At 47.5% G+C, this 16,314-nt stretch carries 15 protein-coding genes and 2 pseudogenes; 10 read left to right on the forward strand and 7 right to left on the reverse strand.

The features are described from left to right. Positions 1 to 246: 246 nt before the first annotated feature. Both AACU55_RS09700 and AACU55_RS09705 read left to right on the forward strand, forming a co-directional pair. On the forward strand, positions 247 to 1,311 hold the full coding sequence (locus AACU55_RS09700) for a Replication protein (protein WP_134706922.1): 1,065 nt from the start codon (positions 247 to 249) through the stop codon (positions 1,309 to 1,311). 1,135 nt (positions 1,312 to 2,446) lie between these two features. Then, entirely contained in the window at positions 2,447 to 3,220 is a 774-nt protein-coding gene (locus AACU55_RS09705; RefSeq protein WP_134706923.1) for a lipid II-degrading bacteriocin, read from the forward strand. 39 nt (positions 3,221 to 3,259) lie between these two features. Here the strand turns inward: AACU55_RS09705 and AACU55_RS09710 are convergent, their stop codons facing one another. Continuing rightward, positions 3,260 to 3,634 carry a hypothetical protein gene (locus AACU55_RS09710; RefSeq protein ID WP_134706924.1) on the reverse strand — a complete coding sequence of 125 codons (375 nt, stop codon included), beginning with the start codon at positions 3,632 to 3,634 and terminating at the stop codon, positions 3,260 to 3,262. 62 nt (positions 3,635 to 3,696) lie between these two features. Here AACU55_RS09710 and AACU55_RS09715 point away from each other — a divergent pair. The 4 genes and pseudogenes from AACU55_RS09715 to AACU55_RS09730 all read left to right on the forward strand — a co-directional run. Next, positions 3,697 to 3,843 (forward strand): annotated as a pseudogene (locus AACU55_RS09715) (transposase); the annotation flags it as partial. Positions 3,844 to 4,069: 226 nt separating this feature from the next. Continuing rightward, a pseudogene (locus tag AACU55_RS09720) lies at positions 4,070 to 4,177 on the forward strand (IS110 family transposase); the annotation flags it as partial. Positions 4,178 to 4,567: 390 nt separating this feature from the next. Further along, positions 4,568 to 5,053, forward strand: coding sequence for a GNAT family N-acetyltransferase (locus AACU55_RS09725; protein WP_134706925.1), 486 nt, complete (start codon positions 4,568 to 4,570; stop codon positions 5,051 to 5,053). 169 nt (positions 5,054 to 5,222) lie between these two features. Beyond that, positions 5,223 to 6,083: a tyrosine-type recombinase/integrase gene (locus tag AACU55_RS09730; protein ID WP_134706926.1), complete on the forward strand. Its 861-nt coding sequence runs from the start codon at positions 5,223 to 5,225 to the stop codon at positions 6,081 to 6,083. A 97-nt stretch (positions 6,084 to 6,180) separates the two neighbouring features. On the opposite strand, the gene AACU55_RS09735 is transcribed toward AACU55_RS09730, so the two are convergent. Next, a complete protein-coding gene (locus AACU55_RS09735; protein ID WP_134706927.1) occupies positions 6,181 to 6,888 on the reverse strand; it encodes an SOS response-associated peptidase family protein in 708 nt (235 codons plus the stop codon). A 270-nt stretch (positions 6,889 to 7,158) separates the two neighbouring features. Here AACU55_RS09735 and AACU55_RS09740 point away from each other — a divergent pair, with 270 nt between their 5' ends. Continuing rightward, on the forward strand, positions 7,159 to 8,493 hold the full coding sequence (locus AACU55_RS09740; RefSeq protein ID WP_134706928.1) for a colicin-like pore-forming protein: 1,335 nt from the start codon (positions 7,159 to 7,161) through the stop codon (positions 8,491 to 8,493). 97 nt (positions 8,494 to 8,590) lie between these two features. Here the strand turns inward: AACU55_RS09740 and cui are convergent, their stop codons facing one another. The 4 genes from cui to AACU55_RS09760 form a co-directional block, all read right to left on the reverse strand. Further along, a complete protein-coding gene (gene cui, locus AACU55_RS09745; protein ID WP_134706929.1) occupies positions 8,591 to 9,136 on the reverse strand; it encodes a colicin immunity protein Cui in 546 nt (181 codons plus the stop codon). A gap of 342 nt (positions 9,137 to 9,478) precedes the next feature. Beyond that, a complete protein-coding gene (locus tag AACU55_RS09750; RefSeq protein WP_134706930.1) occupies positions 9,479 to 10,828 on the reverse strand; it encodes a hypothetical protein in 1,350 nt (449 codons plus the stop codon). A gap of 323 nt (positions 10,829 to 11,151) precedes the next feature. Beyond that, entirely contained in the window at positions 11,152 to 12,099 is a 948-nt protein-coding gene (locus tag AACU55_RS09755; RefSeq protein ID WP_134706931.1) for a LysR substrate-binding domain-containing protein, read from the reverse strand. Positions 12,100 to 12,145: 46 nt separating this feature from the next. After that, complete coding sequence (locus AACU55_RS09760) at positions 12,146 to 13,060, reverse strand: DMT family transporter (RefSeq protein WP_134706932.1); 915 nt, start codon at positions 13,058 to 13,060, stop codon at positions 12,146 to 12,148. Between the two features lie 154 nt (positions 13,061 to 13,214). Here AACU55_RS09760 and gcvA point away from each other — a divergent pair, with 154 nt between their 5' ends. The 3 genes from gcvA (at position 13,215) to AACU55_RS09775 (ending at position 16,198) form a co-directional block, all read left to right on the forward strand. Continuing rightward, a complete protein-coding gene (gene gcvA, locus AACU55_RS09765) occupies positions 13,215 to 14,114 on the forward strand; it encodes a transcriptional regulator GcvA (protein ID WP_134706933.1) in 900 nt (299 codons plus the stop codon). Positions 14,115 to 14,297: 183 nt separating this feature from the next. Then, positions 14,298 to 14,684, forward strand: a complete 387-nt coding sequence (locus AACU55_RS09770) for a cupin domain-containing protein (RefSeq protein WP_134706934.1) — start codon at positions 14,298 to 14,300, stop codon at positions 14,682 to 14,684. After that, complete coding sequence (locus AACU55_RS09775) at positions 14,681 to 16,198, forward strand: methionine--tRNA ligase (protein ID WP_134706935.1); 1,518 nt, start codon at positions 14,681 to 14,683, stop codon at positions 16,196 to 16,198. Before AACU55_RS09770 ends, AACU55_RS09775 begins: the two co-directional genes overlap by 4 nt. A 19-nt stretch (positions 16,199 to 16,217) precedes the next feature. Here the strand turns inward: AACU55_RS09775 and AACU55_RS09780 are convergent. Next, positions 16,218 to 16,314: transposase domain-containing protein (locus tag AACU55_RS09780; protein ID WP_134706128.1), on the reverse strand; the 97-nt coding region annotated here is incomplete at its 5' end.

A 16,314-nucleotide genomic window follows, 5' to 3' on the forward strand; every position in this document is an offset into this window, starting at 1 on the left:
CTAGATTACTGATCGAGTAGAGGATTTTTGGCTGGCCACGCCATAAGGTGGCAGGAAATGGGTGCTGAGAGATAGGTTCACAGGCCCATGAAAGCAAAAACCCCGAAAATCTTCCTAGGTTTGGCGACTAAGGAGAAGATAATCGGGGCTCACTAACACTGTATAGAGTTGTTGCTCTATGCAGGGAGTATAGATTTATGCCTTTTAAAGGTCAACTCCTCCGGCGCAACATAAGCGTTGGGAGCCGTGTCTGAACAACAGTTTCCGTTCTCACCGGTAGCAAACAGTGTTTCTGCCAGTGTTTATCGTCCTTCGCGCCGGGGTGAAGCTAACCGTCTGCGCAAAGGCCAGTCGAAGACGCACCGCAACAATCAACCGGCTTACACGGGCAAAACGCCGCGCGGCATGGCTGCAAAAGTGGTGGCCTGCTTCCGTCAGCATGACTGGCGTCGAAATGCCGATCTGATCGTGCTTCGCCGTACTGGTTACACGCCTTACTCCCGTGCGTCTGACCCCTCCTTTACCCCTAAACCTATGCGGATTACCCCACGCTCTGAGAGCCGTGAGGCGCTGACTTCTCTGTCTCTGGTTCTGGCCGCAAATTGTGACTACAGCCCGGACAGCGATTACCTTTTCGAAATGATGCTGCCGGTGGAAGAGATTGCCCGCCGTATGAATGCGCTGCACGTTTATGAGAATGGTCGTAAAGCCTATGACGTTCTGCTCCATGCCCTACGGGTGATGGAGCAACTGGACTACGTGGTGATACACCGCGACCGCGACGCCGATTCTGGCCAGAACAAGCCCATGCGAATTTTTCTCACCGACAAATGCTTCACTTCACGCGGCATCGCCGTTGAAAGCATCCGGGAGTGGTTGCATAAATATCGCCAGTGGGCGGTAGCCAGCGGACTGGCGGAGTCAATGCAGCAGAAATATCAGCGTCACCTGCTCAAAATGGCGCGTCTGGGCATCAGTATTGACCGCCACCATTCACTTAAAAACCGTCTGAGACAGATAAAACGCTGGGTTGTCAGCCCGGAGCTGCGCGATGAAAAAGCGCGAACTGAGGCAGATATTGGCGCCGTTCTTGACGAACAGGCGCGTAAAGTGCGGCAGCTGCGTCCCAAAAATAGCACGGCCACGCATGAGAACGCCTGGCGGCGTTTTACGGCCAGTGGTCTGCTCACCACGGTTGCGCAGATGTCGCTGGAAAGTGCCCTCAAAGCCGAGTTCCCGACGCTGCTGGCCACGGATGCTGAGACGTTTTATCAGCGGCTCCTGGAGCGCGCCGGCGTTCCACTGTCTTAACCACATTCCTCTCTAAACCTTTCCCCTTCCTGCGATTCTCGCGGGCCTGATGCTGGCATTTTTTCCGTTCGCGGATGCCTGGCAGGCTTCCCCACGTCTGTTATCCGCCAAAATGCCCACCGGCGACGGCCGAGGCGTGCACACGATACGGCGCTGGCCAACGTCTGATTAAGAAATAATCGGTTAAATTCGAAGAGATAATTCCCCCGATTTAGGCATCCCATTAAATTCGAAAACCCCTCTTCAGATGTGATTAATTTCGAACGTTACTTCTGAACAAAACAAGCTTTCTAAAGAAAGAGTACTCCTGAGCCAGCCTACGGCATGGCACCTGGAGTAGCTCCCTTCGCTCTGCTCAGGGCAACCACACCTGAACAACAGCATCATTTGCCAGGGCAAAAGAAGAAGTAGCACCCCGGACAAGCCGGGGCATAACACCTGTTATATTAGTTACAACATTCACCAAACCTCACCCACGTCAACCCCCAGCACCGAGCGCAAACGCACCCCCTCCGCCCACCTGAAAAGCCGCCCCGCCCCGGGCCAAAGGCCCGGAACAGAGTGGCTTTAAAAGTGAATGTTGTAACTATTAAAACTGTGTCGCTTTGAGAGGTGTGGCTTTAACTTTGAAGTACACGCTCGTAAGCGCCAAAGGCGCTAACGCGGAGATACGCCCTGGCTTCGCCAGGACCACTCCGATCGCGCATTTTGACATTTCATTGCTGTAAGCAGGATTGGTCTTACAGGGCGAGGGATAGGCATCGGTGGAATCTATCAAACCTGGGCGGCTACGCCGCGTTTCCGGCGACCCTTACCGATAGCGTTCCTTTCAAAATGGGGTGTCGCCTCCATGCGCTACGCGCATTTACAAACACTAAAAACCGTTGCCAACATAGCGTTTTCGTTCGCAGGGAAGCGCTGCAAATTCCTGAAAACTCATACCGGCCTGGAGCAGAACAAAACCCCCGTATTGTGTCATTGATACCACAAATGATAATCATTATTACTTATTGCTTTAGCTAAAGAGCAGGGATAATGTGCAATCACTGTATGCAAATACAGTAATTTAGTTTTTGTACAACACAACGGCTTTGTCTGCATAAGACATATAACTTACTAATTAAAGGATTGAATTATGGCTGAAGATACTATTAACGTGGATGGTAACGCTCCCTCTTTCCCTGATAACTATAACTTTGCTTCAATGACTGGGTACGACAGCCAACCGCGACCGACGACTAAACCTCGCCTCGTAAAAGCCTTCAATGACGGGACAGCTACTGCTCTGTTCCTGCAGCAATGCATGACCAACTGGGATAAAAACCCGACCGGTGTGGAACAGATGTTGTGTAAAGCTGCCTGGGCTGAGCAACAACGTATTGATGGTGGTCAGACTGTTTATTACACCGCGTTCAATTTAGCACCCGACCTGTGGGATCCTCACAAGCAAACTGACCTTACCAAGGATGCTATGGCTCCGCTGGCAGCTCTTTATCACTATGCGTTTGGAGATGGTTCTCCTTTGAGCGTTAGCCTGGATCGTCTTAGCTTTAACTTTAATCGTCAAAACCTGATACCGGTTGATACGATCCTGAAGACAGCCAGCATCGGTAAATTCGATATTAACCAAAATATCGGGTACGACTTCCGTGGAAGTAGCTATTGGGAGTGGAGTTATCTCGGTCGCGTATCTCTAAATTTGCGAGGCATACTGACAGTAGATGCGGCTGGTAACTGGGCGTTTGATGGAAAAGTCATTGGCTTTAGCGACCGCTATGATGCCAATAAAGATGTGAAACGCGGCAAGGTCGGGGAATTACTGACAAATGTGTTACGGCTGATCCCTGGCAAAGAATATGAGATCTACTTTAATGGGGAACATCCCGTCAACCTTAATGGTAAGCGCTGAAAGGTGTAAGTATGATGAGAAAGGGCCATTGGCCCTTTCTCAGTCATTGGAATATTCTACGTTCGACAGCACTGAACAACGCGGCATACCGAAATACTGCTTAGCTGGGTGAGTCGAGATATGAAATGGTACCAGCGCACTCATTGGACCGATCTGAACAGCCGCCATATCAACATGCAAATCGCTAACTGACAGGTGGTATTTAGCAAAAATCTGATTATCTGCTCTAACAACGTCTTTAATCACAGCGTTAGCGGCTTGAGAAGGTTGCAGTGTCAGGCAAGCTTCAATATCGGCACGTTTCCCCATTTCGAAATCAACATACAGAGCGCCAATAGCAATGACCATAACAGCAATAACCCCTAAGCCAATCTTTGTACCCTTGCTCATACTGCCTCTTAGATCGATAATCACTAGTTCGTTCCTCCATTAATAATAGTCTGCCTGAATCGCCACGGGTTTAACAGACACCTCGGAGTCATTTAAATTATCCTGAAGAGTTCAAAATTGAATCAGTTAAACAGGTTGTTGAACGTGGCCATTCTGTTTCCAGTGTTGCAACACGTCTCGATATCACTACCCACAGTCTTTATGCATGGATAAAGAAGTACGAGCCGGACTCTTCCGCCACCAAAGCTGGAATTGTGATAGGCCTGAACGTCTGCTGTGTGCCCAGGTTGTGTGAAAACTTTTTTGGCCGCTGAAACTGCCAAAAACAGAGCTGAAAACCGCGCTCATACGTAAAATTCGGCTCTACTAACCAGTCGATCAATTCCAGATTTTGCGTAGACGTGCGCACTTCAGTTTTTGGTCAGGGTTTTCACACCGCCTGTGCCAAAAGCGGAAGGTAGGCGGGGATACTGGCGTGCTGTCGTTGCAATCGCCGCCAAGAATGCGAGGTTGTGCTGGGCATCATTACATTACGGCGATGACTTCAGACTGTATTCAACAACGTGAAAAATTAAACTGAGTAGTAACTGAACTGTAACTCGTTGATGGTAAAGGGTTAGACCCCCGTGAGAAGTATCTGCATATCCTACTGGATATCACTATCCGATTAACGAAGGAGGATCTCACGAGCGTCTTTCATCAGGGTCAGAATCAATAGCGATTCAGCGTGACCGTTTATAGTAGCGCAGTCTCATCCCTTGCCTTTCATTGATGACCAGACAGAAATTAAAAACCGGCTTTGACTGTTCGGGGAAGCCCTTATAGTAGGATATTTTTCGTTTTCAAAACGGCCCTCTATCTTGCTTTTTTTATAGCTGGAAGATTTCATATTCACAACACGGACGTTATGGCAAATTCGATCGATGGAAAACGATAAATAATGAGGGTGATGCACGGATGGAAATTGCGATATGTGGTGTTGCAGATGTGCCGGAACTAGCCAGTCTTTTTGTCGAAATGGAGAATTATTACTTTGGTCACGGCGTTGTCAGCTATGACGATATGAGTACTTATCTTGCAGACAAAGTATTCTCCACCTACTCAGGCGTGACGGTTGTCGGCGCTCGTAAAAACGGGGTGCTTGTGGGGTTTGCGACTTTTACATTGATGTTCCCTGCGCCGCTTTGCTCCGGCCAGGCGTTTATGAAAGAGCTCTTTACATCAGAGATTGCGCGAGGTCAGGGGGTCGGTAAATCGTTGATTCGGTTTATCGCAAACTTTGCTATTAAACACGGTTGTTCACGCCTCGACTGGACGGCGGAGAAATCCAATCCCAAAGCGGGGGCGTTTTATTTGTCCCTTGGCGCCGCTCTAATTGAGGAAAAACAGTACTTTCGGTTGGAGGGGGAGGGCCTCGAAAAGTTTGTTTCACGTGTTGAGTGATCATCAAAATAGAGCAGATCTGATGGTGACATATGGACATAGGAAAAAGCAAAGTATGCTACGACAATCATGAGGTGCAATTACTTGATTATTATATAATAACAACATTCTTCGTTGCATAAATCTCTGTTACTGCCGTGCAGGCAGCTCAATTTAACCAGGAGGATTTATGTCAGTTACTGTTAATGAATGGATGTTGAAATATGAAGCTATTGTGCTGAACCGGCTTACTGTGGGCGAAATCAAGCCGAAAACATGGGGAGACTATAAACGGCTCATTCGCTTTTGTTCTGCAACGTGGGGGGTGAAACCTCTGAACGCGCTGTCTATTTCAGAGATAACCGCAGAAATAAAACAAAAAGCCGACACCGCGCCTTTTGCCGCCCGGCGGTTAAGGATCAATCTTTCCAATATGTTTTTAGAAGCACAGCGAGAGGGCGAAATCCCACCAGGACACAATCCTGCTTTACTGTCCCGCCCACTGCTGACCACGGTTAAGACCGAGCGCCTTCTCTTTAACGAGTGGCTACTGATATTTAAAGCGGCAAGCTATTGTGCGCCTGACTATTTCCAGCGAGCCATGCTGTTAGCCATTGTGACCGGTCAGCGGAGAGCGGACATCGCCAAAATGCATTCAAGCCATGTCCGGGATGGCTACCTGCATATTGATCAGCAGAAAACGGCGGAGCGTATAGCCCTGCCTCTGACGTTAAGACTGGCGTCATTGGGCTGTACGCTGGGTGAAGTCGTGGACATGTGTCCCAGTGACGGCTGGCTGATCCAGAAAAATGGCCAGCCGGTTCACCTGTGGTCTCTGACGCGCTGGTTTCAAAAATGCAGGGAGTCGGCAGGCGTAGAAGCCGCTGTCGGCAAAATGCCACCGAGCTTCCGGGAGCAGCGCTCTCTTTCGGAAAGGCTGTATCGCGAACAGGGGGTGGATACGCGTACATTGCTTGGTCACAAATATCAGCAAATGACCGACGGGTATAATGATATTCGCGGTAAGGATTACCGGAGATTGAAAATCTGAACCTGCGCGCATAGGCGGGATCCCCCGCCTATGCTTCTAATCGGATCTACTGCCCCTTCCAATAACTTTACCTCTGACGTTTTCTGCGAAGCCCTAATCACACCAGAGGAGAAGGTATCTTTTGGATCAACTCAGCGCCGTTATTGCGAATATTGCCGACCGATTTGGATACGGGATGCCAGGTGAATTCATCCGCTGATACTGCCCCTTCTGTAAGCAAGGTCAGGGCCGTGGAGGAAGTAATATCCGGATTTAACCATTGGTTCGCTTCCACAGCGCCGAGAACCAGCGGTCGACGATCATGAATATCCACCAGCCCCTCATTGCTCTGCGCGGTGACGATGACAAAACCATCGTCATCTGGTGTTTCTAATGCATCGGGGTGATAGCGCGCGATGGCTGCAAAAAACAACGGCGCGTGGAACCGGTGATAAATGAAATAGGGCTGTTTAATCTTTGGGTCAGAAGGCGATTTTTTCCATTCATACCAGCCGTCAGCCATCACCAGTGCGCGGCCATGTTCAAACAAAGGTTTAAACATGCGGCTGGTGGCCACGGTTTCTACCCGCGCATTAATCATCGGCTGCCGCCTGGCTTCTTTTGCCCAGGCGGGCTGATATCCCCACAGCACCGGATCGAGATGGAGTTTATCCTCTCGCTGATTAATGAGCAGAACCCGGGTGCCTGGGGCGACGTTATACCGATCGATAGGCACCTCATCGATAGCCAATGCGAGCTCAACGTCGGGATTCAGGGCTTCAATATAATGCGAACGAGGTTCGTATTGCGTAAAGCGTCCACACATTTTCGTTCCTCCACCAGAACCTTAAGCATAGACAGGTAAATAATGCGCGGGATCTATTTCCCCTAAAATTTTCTCATCCTCCCGCATTGTTGTGCCACCGCCGACACGATTAGTACGCATTGATGCTGTTCACTCTGACGAATATTGTCTGATCACTGTGATTTCACAAACACAGTTGTCGGGCTAAAGGGCTATTACAACCATGAATATCATTGGCGGATATAAAAGCCCTTTTACTCTTTTCATTGTAAGATATAAGGATATCTAAAAATGCCTGGATTTAACTACGGTGGATATGGTGATGGTACTGGTTGGAGCTCAGAAAGCGGCGGCGGCACGACTCCCGGAGGCTCAACCGGCAATAGTGGCAATAATGACAATAGTGGCAACGGCACAGCTAATCCGCAGCAGCAACAAATTTCTGCTATTAGGCGTGATCCTGCCGTCATTAAAAAATTGTCTTCCTTAATAGCCGCAGCTCGTAAAATCAATCCTTATGCAAAAGTCACAATTCAGAGCATTGCTAAAAATGGTGTATTGAATATTTCAGTGACGGAACTTGACGTAACGCAGGCAGGCCAGATTGGCCTTAGTGGCCTGGTCATGGGGGTGGATGTTAATGGTACTAAACTTGCCATTGGCAATCTAGCTACCGGCCACGCCAGAACATCTGACAATAAAAAATATGTTAACAACGCAGTCCCCACCTCAGGCGATGTATTTTCTTCAAGTGGAGCAATATCGTGGTCTTTTGATCCGAAAACGGGAACATATTTATCCCCTAAACCATTTGCAGACAGCATTACTATAAAAAGCATAACGATCACCGGCCCTTACACTTACAAATTGATTTTCGATTTTACGCCTGATAGTTATGTTATTGTCACCGTAAATAATGGTAATCCTAATAACATCTCAACAAAGTTTTACAACTGGAAAGGGCCTGAAAGTGGCTTCCCCAAAATTGCTGTTACTGCCGTAAAAGATTTCATTCAGTCAAAGTTGGCGGAAGAGCGTGATTTACTGATTCAGACAAGTGAGATGATTATTTCAGTAGGTCAAGAGGTCAGCAAAAACCTTGGCGAGAAGTATAAAAGTGTCGCAAATGAAATCGCTGCTGACATTAAAAACTTCCAGGGGAAGGCCATACGTAACCATGCCGATGCGATGGTGGCCCTGAACAGGGTTTTACAAAATCCTGGCATGAAAATTAATGCCGGGGACAAAGACGCGATTGTGAATGCCTGGAACCATCTTAATGCGACTGACATGGCGTATAAGCTGGGTTTCCTTGGAAAAACTTTCTCTGCAGCAGACGTGGTGGTTAAAGTGGAAAAAGTCAGACAAAAGACCATCGAAGGCTATCAAACGGGTAACTGGAGTCCTCTGATGTTAGAAGTGGAGTCCTGGGTATTAAGCGGTATGGGGACAGGTATCGCACTGGGGATCCTTGCTTATGTAGCACCGGTAGTAGCTGCTACTGTTGGACTCCCGGTAACGGCGGTAACCATCGCAGGTATTATTGGTATAAGCCTGGCTGCGTCACTTATCGATGATAAATTAGTTGACAGGATTAATAACGAGATCATTCGCCCTGCGCATTAATTATAACGCTTATATATTAATGAAGTCGATTTACAAGGAGCCCTCTAAATGAGGGCTTCATCATTTCAAGTTACATTGTAGGCGGAGCAGTAACTTATCAATGTGCTTTTTTTGTTGAATTAACCGTCTTGCAAAAAGCGTAAATAAACAATGAATAATAGGTGGTAAGAATAAACCCCGCCCAAAATATGATAAGAAAGAGCAGGGTGAGCAAGTAATCATTAGCGGACATCATCCTGAGCAGTCTTCCAGACTCAGTGAGCTCGGCATTATGAAATAATAGTAAGGTTACTATCCCTAAATATAAAACGGTAAATAAAACCAACGTTCTAGTGAGTAATGATATCGACTTATCCGTTTTTAAATGCAAGTCTTTATATGAAAAAATAACTAGAATTAAAGCCCAAGCCGGTGCTGTCTTACAATACGCGCTCATTACCGAGCTCAGTAAAATATTATTGACTGAGTGGAGTGTTGGAACGTTATTGATAATGGTAGGTATATCATTCAGCAGAAAAGATTGTGGGTTGTGCATGTAAATGGCTAGAAATAGCAGTAACGGGGAAGCTGTAATGAATGAAAAAATATACATTCTTTTTGCGATATTACTGTTAGATGTGCGGATGACGTTGTCACTTCTCATTTTAACCCCCTGTCTAAAAATGATTATCCCCTGAACTGAATAATTTCCCCGCCAGAGACTCAGAACATATTTAACCTGGACGAGGGATGACGCCTGAAAAACACACCATATATTGGGTGATTTATCGATCTGGCCACCTTCTTCATACCCTCATTTCGATGATATCACCACGGTCACACGTCAGTCATCCGGTGCGACAACACGGCAGCAATTTACCATCACGTTGGCTTATCACTTTGCTATAACTCACTACCCCTCGCGGGCACGCAGCATTTACCCTGGATTGAGCTTTTACACCGAAAGTGCGCAATTCCTTTAAGGGAGGCTGCAATAGAGCAGAGTCTAGTCACTCATTTTTACTCCTTCGAGATTCAACATTACCCCGTATAAGTGATTAATAAAGGGCTTATCCAGTTCCTGTGGCCAACGGGGTGGATCTGTCTGCAGTAATCCCAGCGTCCGCATCCCTTTATGCTGTTCGGCTTTCCGCTCGCAGTATTCGTCATCGGTGTATCCCATTGTCTCAATGATCACGTTATGCTCCCGGCCGTCTGGCGTTATGGCCTGAATAATAAAATCCGGCAGCACATAGCCTTTCTCTCCCTCGACGTCCACCTCAATATCAAACAGGGGTTTCAGCAGGGTGAGGTCGCCTGCTTTGCCTTTGAGCCATCTGGCCACTTCTGCTATCCCTTCCAGCGTTTGCCGCTCCAGTCCGCTGTCTACCGGTACCGGGCAGGTGCGCCGGAACAGGGCGTGCGCATATCCTTCACTGCATATTACCGAACCCTCAGCCCCGCGCCGAAAGGCCAGTATCACCCAGTAAGGTGGCCTCACGCCTTCCTGCGACTCTCCGTTGATGCTGACACCTTTCTCCGGGGCGAACGTGCGTTCACCGCCGTTCCACGCAAAGGTTACGTGCTCACGGCTGACCAGGTCCGACATGAATATTTGATAAAAAACCCGGGCTTTGCCAGCAGGCCAGTTTGCGCCCGGGCGCTCCAGTGCCAGCATCAGCCTTTCCTGAGCAGCTTCGCCCATCGCTGGCTGAAAGCGCACGATTTCCGAAAGCCGGCGGCCGCGGATAAACTCCTGCGCATCCGCTGAGGCCGCGAGGGCGTCAAGCCAGATTCTGGCCGTCTGGTTAGGCAGCGGGCTGACCGGGCTGAAGGTGTTCAGTCCCGCATCCTCAATGAGCGTCAGGAGGAGGCGCGCAAGGCGGGGACGGCGTTTGCGCCGGGTTCGGTCATCGCCTGCCGTCACCGGCTTGCCCGACGCTTTAATGGTCGTTTCCGACTCGTCGGCGGGTAAAAAATCTCGGTAATTGAGGCGCTTGCTGCCGGCAGCTTGCCGGGTTCCTGAACGGGTGGCATCCTCATCGCCTTTAAAGACCCGGAACATCGGACAGGACGGATCATGACTGTGACCAAATCCTGACAGGAACAGCGTCTGGGTTTCAGACATCAGCTTGGCACTGTTGAGCGCGGGCGTGTCGCCGGCTATGCAGCTGCACTGCAGCCAGAGTTCACTCTCACGCATTTCGTGAATAACGTGTTCCGCCAATGCGTGATCCGGCGCACTGCGCACCTGCTTGTGGCCGAAGATATTTTTAACGGCAGTTTCTTCTTCCTCAGTTAACCAGCGTTTCAGGGCACCTCGTGGAGTTTTTTTTCTAATGAGCTTCATGGCCATGTTTATCTCCTGTTCCTGCACAACGGCTTTAAAACACACTTTAGCGATGCGGCGTTTTTGCTGATCACCTCTTTTATCGCATTACGAAGCTAGATAAGAGTTCCAGAGGAGAGGAAAGCCTGTACTGGAATTTTTTGAGGAAAAAAGAACATGCAGTTGAATGATTGTAATTTAACATAATGCACATTATGCGAAGTTAAGTTATTGTTTTTAAAGTAATTAACTGTTCGCAAATCGCGTTTCCTTATCACTTTAAGTTCCATGTTTTGGCAACACTTATGGTTGAGCAGCAACTCTTCGCAGGTGTGGCTCAGTATTATTACTCACCTTACTTCGCCAATTTTAATTCTGTTATTAAAATGTGGCTGTTGAGATAAAAGTGTCTCTGAACAACCTGTCTGCATACAGATGCTGTTTAGCCATTCCATAAAGCTTTGTACCATCCAGTGACGATGAGCTCCCTGCCGATGAACGAACTGGCAGGTACTGTACCGGGTTTGAGAATCAGGAAAAAGTTGCACAAGTGTTCCGTTTTCCAGCTCTTCACGGACAAAATGTTCGTGAACCAGCGCGATCCCTTGTTGTAGGAGTGCTGCATTGATGAGTCCAAATTCATCATCAAAACAACCTCCGCGTGAACGAGCCTCCCCTTTTATATCATTAAGCGTGAACCATTCATTCCAGCCGCTCAGGTTGATATTTTTCAGTAGAGGGTAATGAAGTAAATCTTCGGGTTGAGAGATCATCATTCCGTTCAACAATGCAGGATGACAGACCGGAATGAGCGCTGATTTCCACAACGGGACACTACTCAGATCTTCACCTGATAGCGTAGATAATGATATCCAAATATCTGCATTCTCCATTCTCAGCTGCTCTGACGGCTGACATACTCTCAGTGAAAGACTGATTCGTGGATTCTGCTGCTGAAAAGAGTTGAGATGTGGTAATAACCACCGATAAGCAATGACCGGCACAACGGATATGACCAACTGATTTTGAACCGGTGGGGCAATCCTTGCCCAACCATTTTCAATCTCTTCAAATCCCCGGGCCACAGCATCCCGCAGACTGAGACCCGGGATACTCAGCATCAAACGCTTTCCGTGGCGTGAGAATAATTTGATTCCCATTTGCTCCTCGAGGTGACGGATCTGTTGGCTTACGGCACCCGTTGTGATGCACATTTTTTCTGCAGCAAGCTTCATACTTCCCTGGCGACTGACTTCAATAAAAGTCCGTAACGAAGATAACGGAATATTATGTGACATATAAATCCCTCTCCCAACACTGCAGTGCTAGTCATCAATCAGAGTATTATTTTACTGCTTCACTTTTTATGGTTGCCCGTACTTTCTCTGGACTGACAACCAGCCACACAGAAACACACACAATTAGTGCGCCGACAATAAACCCTTCATTAATGGTTTCATCCAAGGCCAGATAGCTCCACAACACTGCAAATGGCGGGATCAGAAAGGTGACAGTGAGTGAACGCAGAGGACCAATATCTGCAATCAGGCGGAAATAAAGAATATAAGCAAAAGCAGTACAAATTATTCCGACGGCAAGTACGCTAGCCCATACCTCTCCCTGCATCCAGTTAATGGTCGGTCCGGTTGTGGTACTCCAGATAAAGAAAGGCAGTAAAAATAAAGTGGCTCCAATCTGGCTGCCGAATGCGACAGTTTTTGGATCCAATCCTCCTTTGTTTGAGATCCATCGACGGGTCAGAAAACCGGCTACACCATAGCACCCCGTAGCCACAAGACATGCCACAACGCCGGCAATGGTCTCATTCGTGGAATGCGATTCTCCGACGGAGGTTATTATCATAATGCCGACCAGCCCAAGTATCACCCCACCCCATTTTCTTTTTGATAGTTTTTCGCCAAAAAAAGCAAATCCAATCAATGCTCCCATTAATGGTGTGGTTGCATTGAGTATGGCCGAATATCCGGCGGGCAGCCATCTGGCGGCAAGGCAATACATAAAGAATGGTAAGCCGGAATTAATCACACCTAAAATAAGAGATGATTTAAATTTACCGTCGAAGTTAAATGAGGATTTAATAGAAAATAAGATAACTGCAAGTCCGACAAAGCCAAAGAACACGCGTAAAAAAGCGGTGTTAATCGCACCGAACTCAGGCGCTGCGATTCGCATAAATAAAAAACTCGCTCCCCAGATAGCAGCGAGAAGTAATAATCTGATATAGTCTGAAATACGCATTTTTACACCTCTTTTTATTAAAAGAAAAATGTTGTATATATATTCAAGTTTAATAAAGCTTAAACATAAAAAACTTTAAAAGCATGTCAGCACACAGACAAACAAGTTTTTCTTTTATGATTAAGTTTAACTAATGCGTATAATCGGACTAATTATGAAACTTCCACCTTTACATGCACTTATGTGCTTTGAGTCAGCGGCCAGGCATTTAAGTATGAAAAAAGCTGCTGAAGAATTGTGCGTCACCTCCAGTGCGATCAGCCAGCAAATTGCGAAACTGGAGGACATGACCAACATACGCCTCTTTATACGCAGTCCCCGAAGTCTTGAGCTAACCGATGAAGCCCGAATCTATCTGCGCGCGATCCGCCCGGCATTCAAACAGATAGCTGAAGCGACACAGCGACTGATGAATGAAGGAAAACCAAATAAAATTACCATCAGCTGCACCAGTGGTTTTGCGATCCAATGGCTGTTGCCACGTCTGCCGGGATTTGAAAGGGAGAACCCAGGCGTTGAGGTGCAAATCAGCACTACTAACCGACGAGTGGATTTATTATCAGAAGGGATCGACTTCGCTGTCAGGCATGGCACAGGTCGTTACCCCGGTCTGGAATCTCAGTGTCTTCTGAATGACCGCCTGCGCCCTGTATGCAGTCCTCGTCTTATACCTCAGGAACAGCCTCTCTCTTCACCGCTTGATATCACGCGATATACGCTGCTCCACGATGAACATCGAATGGACTGGGCCGTCTGGTTTAATGCTGTGGGTATCCCAAGTGCCGACACAGATAAAGGTCCCGTCTTTGTCGATTCAAACGGCGTACTTGAGGCAGCGCTGGCAGGGAAAGGTATCGCCCTTATCCGCAGTGTGCTGGTTCGGGAAGAACTGAAAAATGGGACACTCATCAATCCTTTGCGAGTGGCCATTGATTCGCCAATCGCGTACTACCTGGTATATGACGAATCGGCCATTTTACAGCGGATGAACAGACGATTTAGAGACTGGATCATCGCCACAGCAGTGGCGGAAGAGAATGAATACCCCGCCTGACCTGCCTACATAAGGAGAGCGCCAACCGGGGTTCTCTGTCTTTTTAGTTTAGAAAAAATAAACCTTGGTTTAATTTATATCATTTGCGAAAACCCATCATTTAATTAGATTTTATTAGCGAGTTAACTTTTTCTAACTCAATTAAGCCCGATGATTTATTTACTGTAATCATGAGGAATTAATATGGCTGCTTTTGAAATATTTCGTCCGATGCGGTGGGATAAATTAGTTCACGAATATGACCTTGACGGCTCCCGTCTTTTACCCTGGGAAGGTTATCCTACTCCGATTGGAGCAGGATGGTGTGTGGTTCGGCCTCATACACAAACACAATCTCATACACAAATTGATCAGGAGTTTTTTATTGGCATTAAAGGCAATGCGAAACTTAAAGTCGGCGATGAAATATTTCCGTTTACATTCGGAGATATCGCGGCAATTCCTAAACATACCGACCATTACGTCATCAATGATACGGATGAAGATTTCCATTTTTACGTTATATGGTGGGATGAAAATACGGCCAGCAGTTTTCTTAAAGAGCATGCTGAAATAGGAGATACATTATGAGTCGTTTTTTGGTCACCATTACCCCTCCCACACCTAATGGCGATCTGCATATTGGTCACATTGCCGGGCCCTTTCTGAGTGCCGATGTTTTTACTCGTGTTCAGCGGCAGCAGGGGCATGATTGCGCCCTGGTTTCTTATTCAGATGACTACCAGTCATATATGTTGCGCCGGGGCATTGAGCTGGATCGAAACCATCAGACCTTGGCAGAAGAAAACACTCGAAAAATTTGTGAAACGTTGGATTTGGTCGGTATTCATATTGATAACTGGATGCAGCCACAGCATAACCGCTATTTTCTGGACGCGGTAACTGAAGTTTATAATGCCGCCTATCATGCCGGCGCTATTTATTCCAAAACCACTCCGGAGCCTTACTGTTCTCATTGTGATAAATGGGGTTATGAAGCATTTGGACGCGGGCTCTGTAACCACTGTGGTGTAGACTCAGATGCCAGTCAATGTGAAGGATGTGCGCATACACCTGATGCTGCCAAAATGGCGGAATTTCGCTGTAAGCTTTGTGGTGGAAAAATGGCTTTCATCCCCGTTGAACGTGAATTCCTGCAGTTGTCTGCCTATCATAATTTCCTCAAACAGCTGTTCAACAACAAATCTCTTCGACCACCTATGCCACAGTTTCTTAAGGAAGAATTTGAGCTGGGTCCTCTGGATTGGGGAATCACACGCCCACATGACGGCGGTCTTGATTTGAAATCCGACGGCACACGACGTATTCATACCTGGTTTATGGGACTGGCCGGATATCTAGCCTCTTTCCGGGAATTACTGGCAAAAACGCCGGATGGTGAAAAACGGTTTGAACAATTCTGTCACTCTGGCCAGGGAAAGATGATTCATTTTCTTGGATACGACTGTGCTTTCAGCCACCTGATCGTCTATCCGGTATTGCTTTCAACCCTAGATACATACCGCATAGAACAGGAATTCTATTCCAATCATTTTCTGACGCTGAAAGGAGGCACTCTCTCTACCAGCCGTAACTACGCGATTTGGGCACGAGATATTGTTAAAGATTACGATCAGGACAGTGTTCGATTCTATTTGTCTCTTCTGGCTCCGGAAGCGCATGAATCAGAATTTGACCTGGAGAAATTCACCACCTGGCGAAATCAAATTTTTCTCCCAACGGTAGACCAAATACATGAACGTCTTAAGGAAGAGATCGGTAAGAGTGCCAGTCTGAACCTCCCTGCTCTGGATATGCAGGTTATCCGACGACTTGTGCAACGCTGGTACCATGCGGCTTCACCCACACATTTTTCGATGAAATCGGTAGCGAAAATTTGTGAAGATGTCCTGGATATCATTCGCGATCGTATTGCACTGGGGGCTGCCATTCGCTCGTATGCTGCTTTACTCAGTTTTACCGGCCAAAGCATTTTCCCTGAACTTTCTCGAACGCTGCAGGAGTCATCAGGTCTGAGTCGCGAAGAAATTTTCCAGCAAATCGTATCCGCTTCCTCCGTTGAGTATGAAATCTGTAAGCATTAAGTGAGCACCGTATTGACGATTATTTATTGGTGAGATCTACGTTCCATGGCAGCAGTTCCGCCACTTTGTTGCTGGGCCACTCCGGCAGTACGCTCAGGACATGGCGAAGGTAGGCT

Origin of the sequence: Rahnella sp. CJA17(1/100) (genome assembly GCF_963881615.1) — a bacterium.
Lineage (GTDB): Bacteria > Pseudomonadota > Gammaproteobacteria > Enterobacterales > Enterobacteriaceae > Rahnella > Rahnella aceris.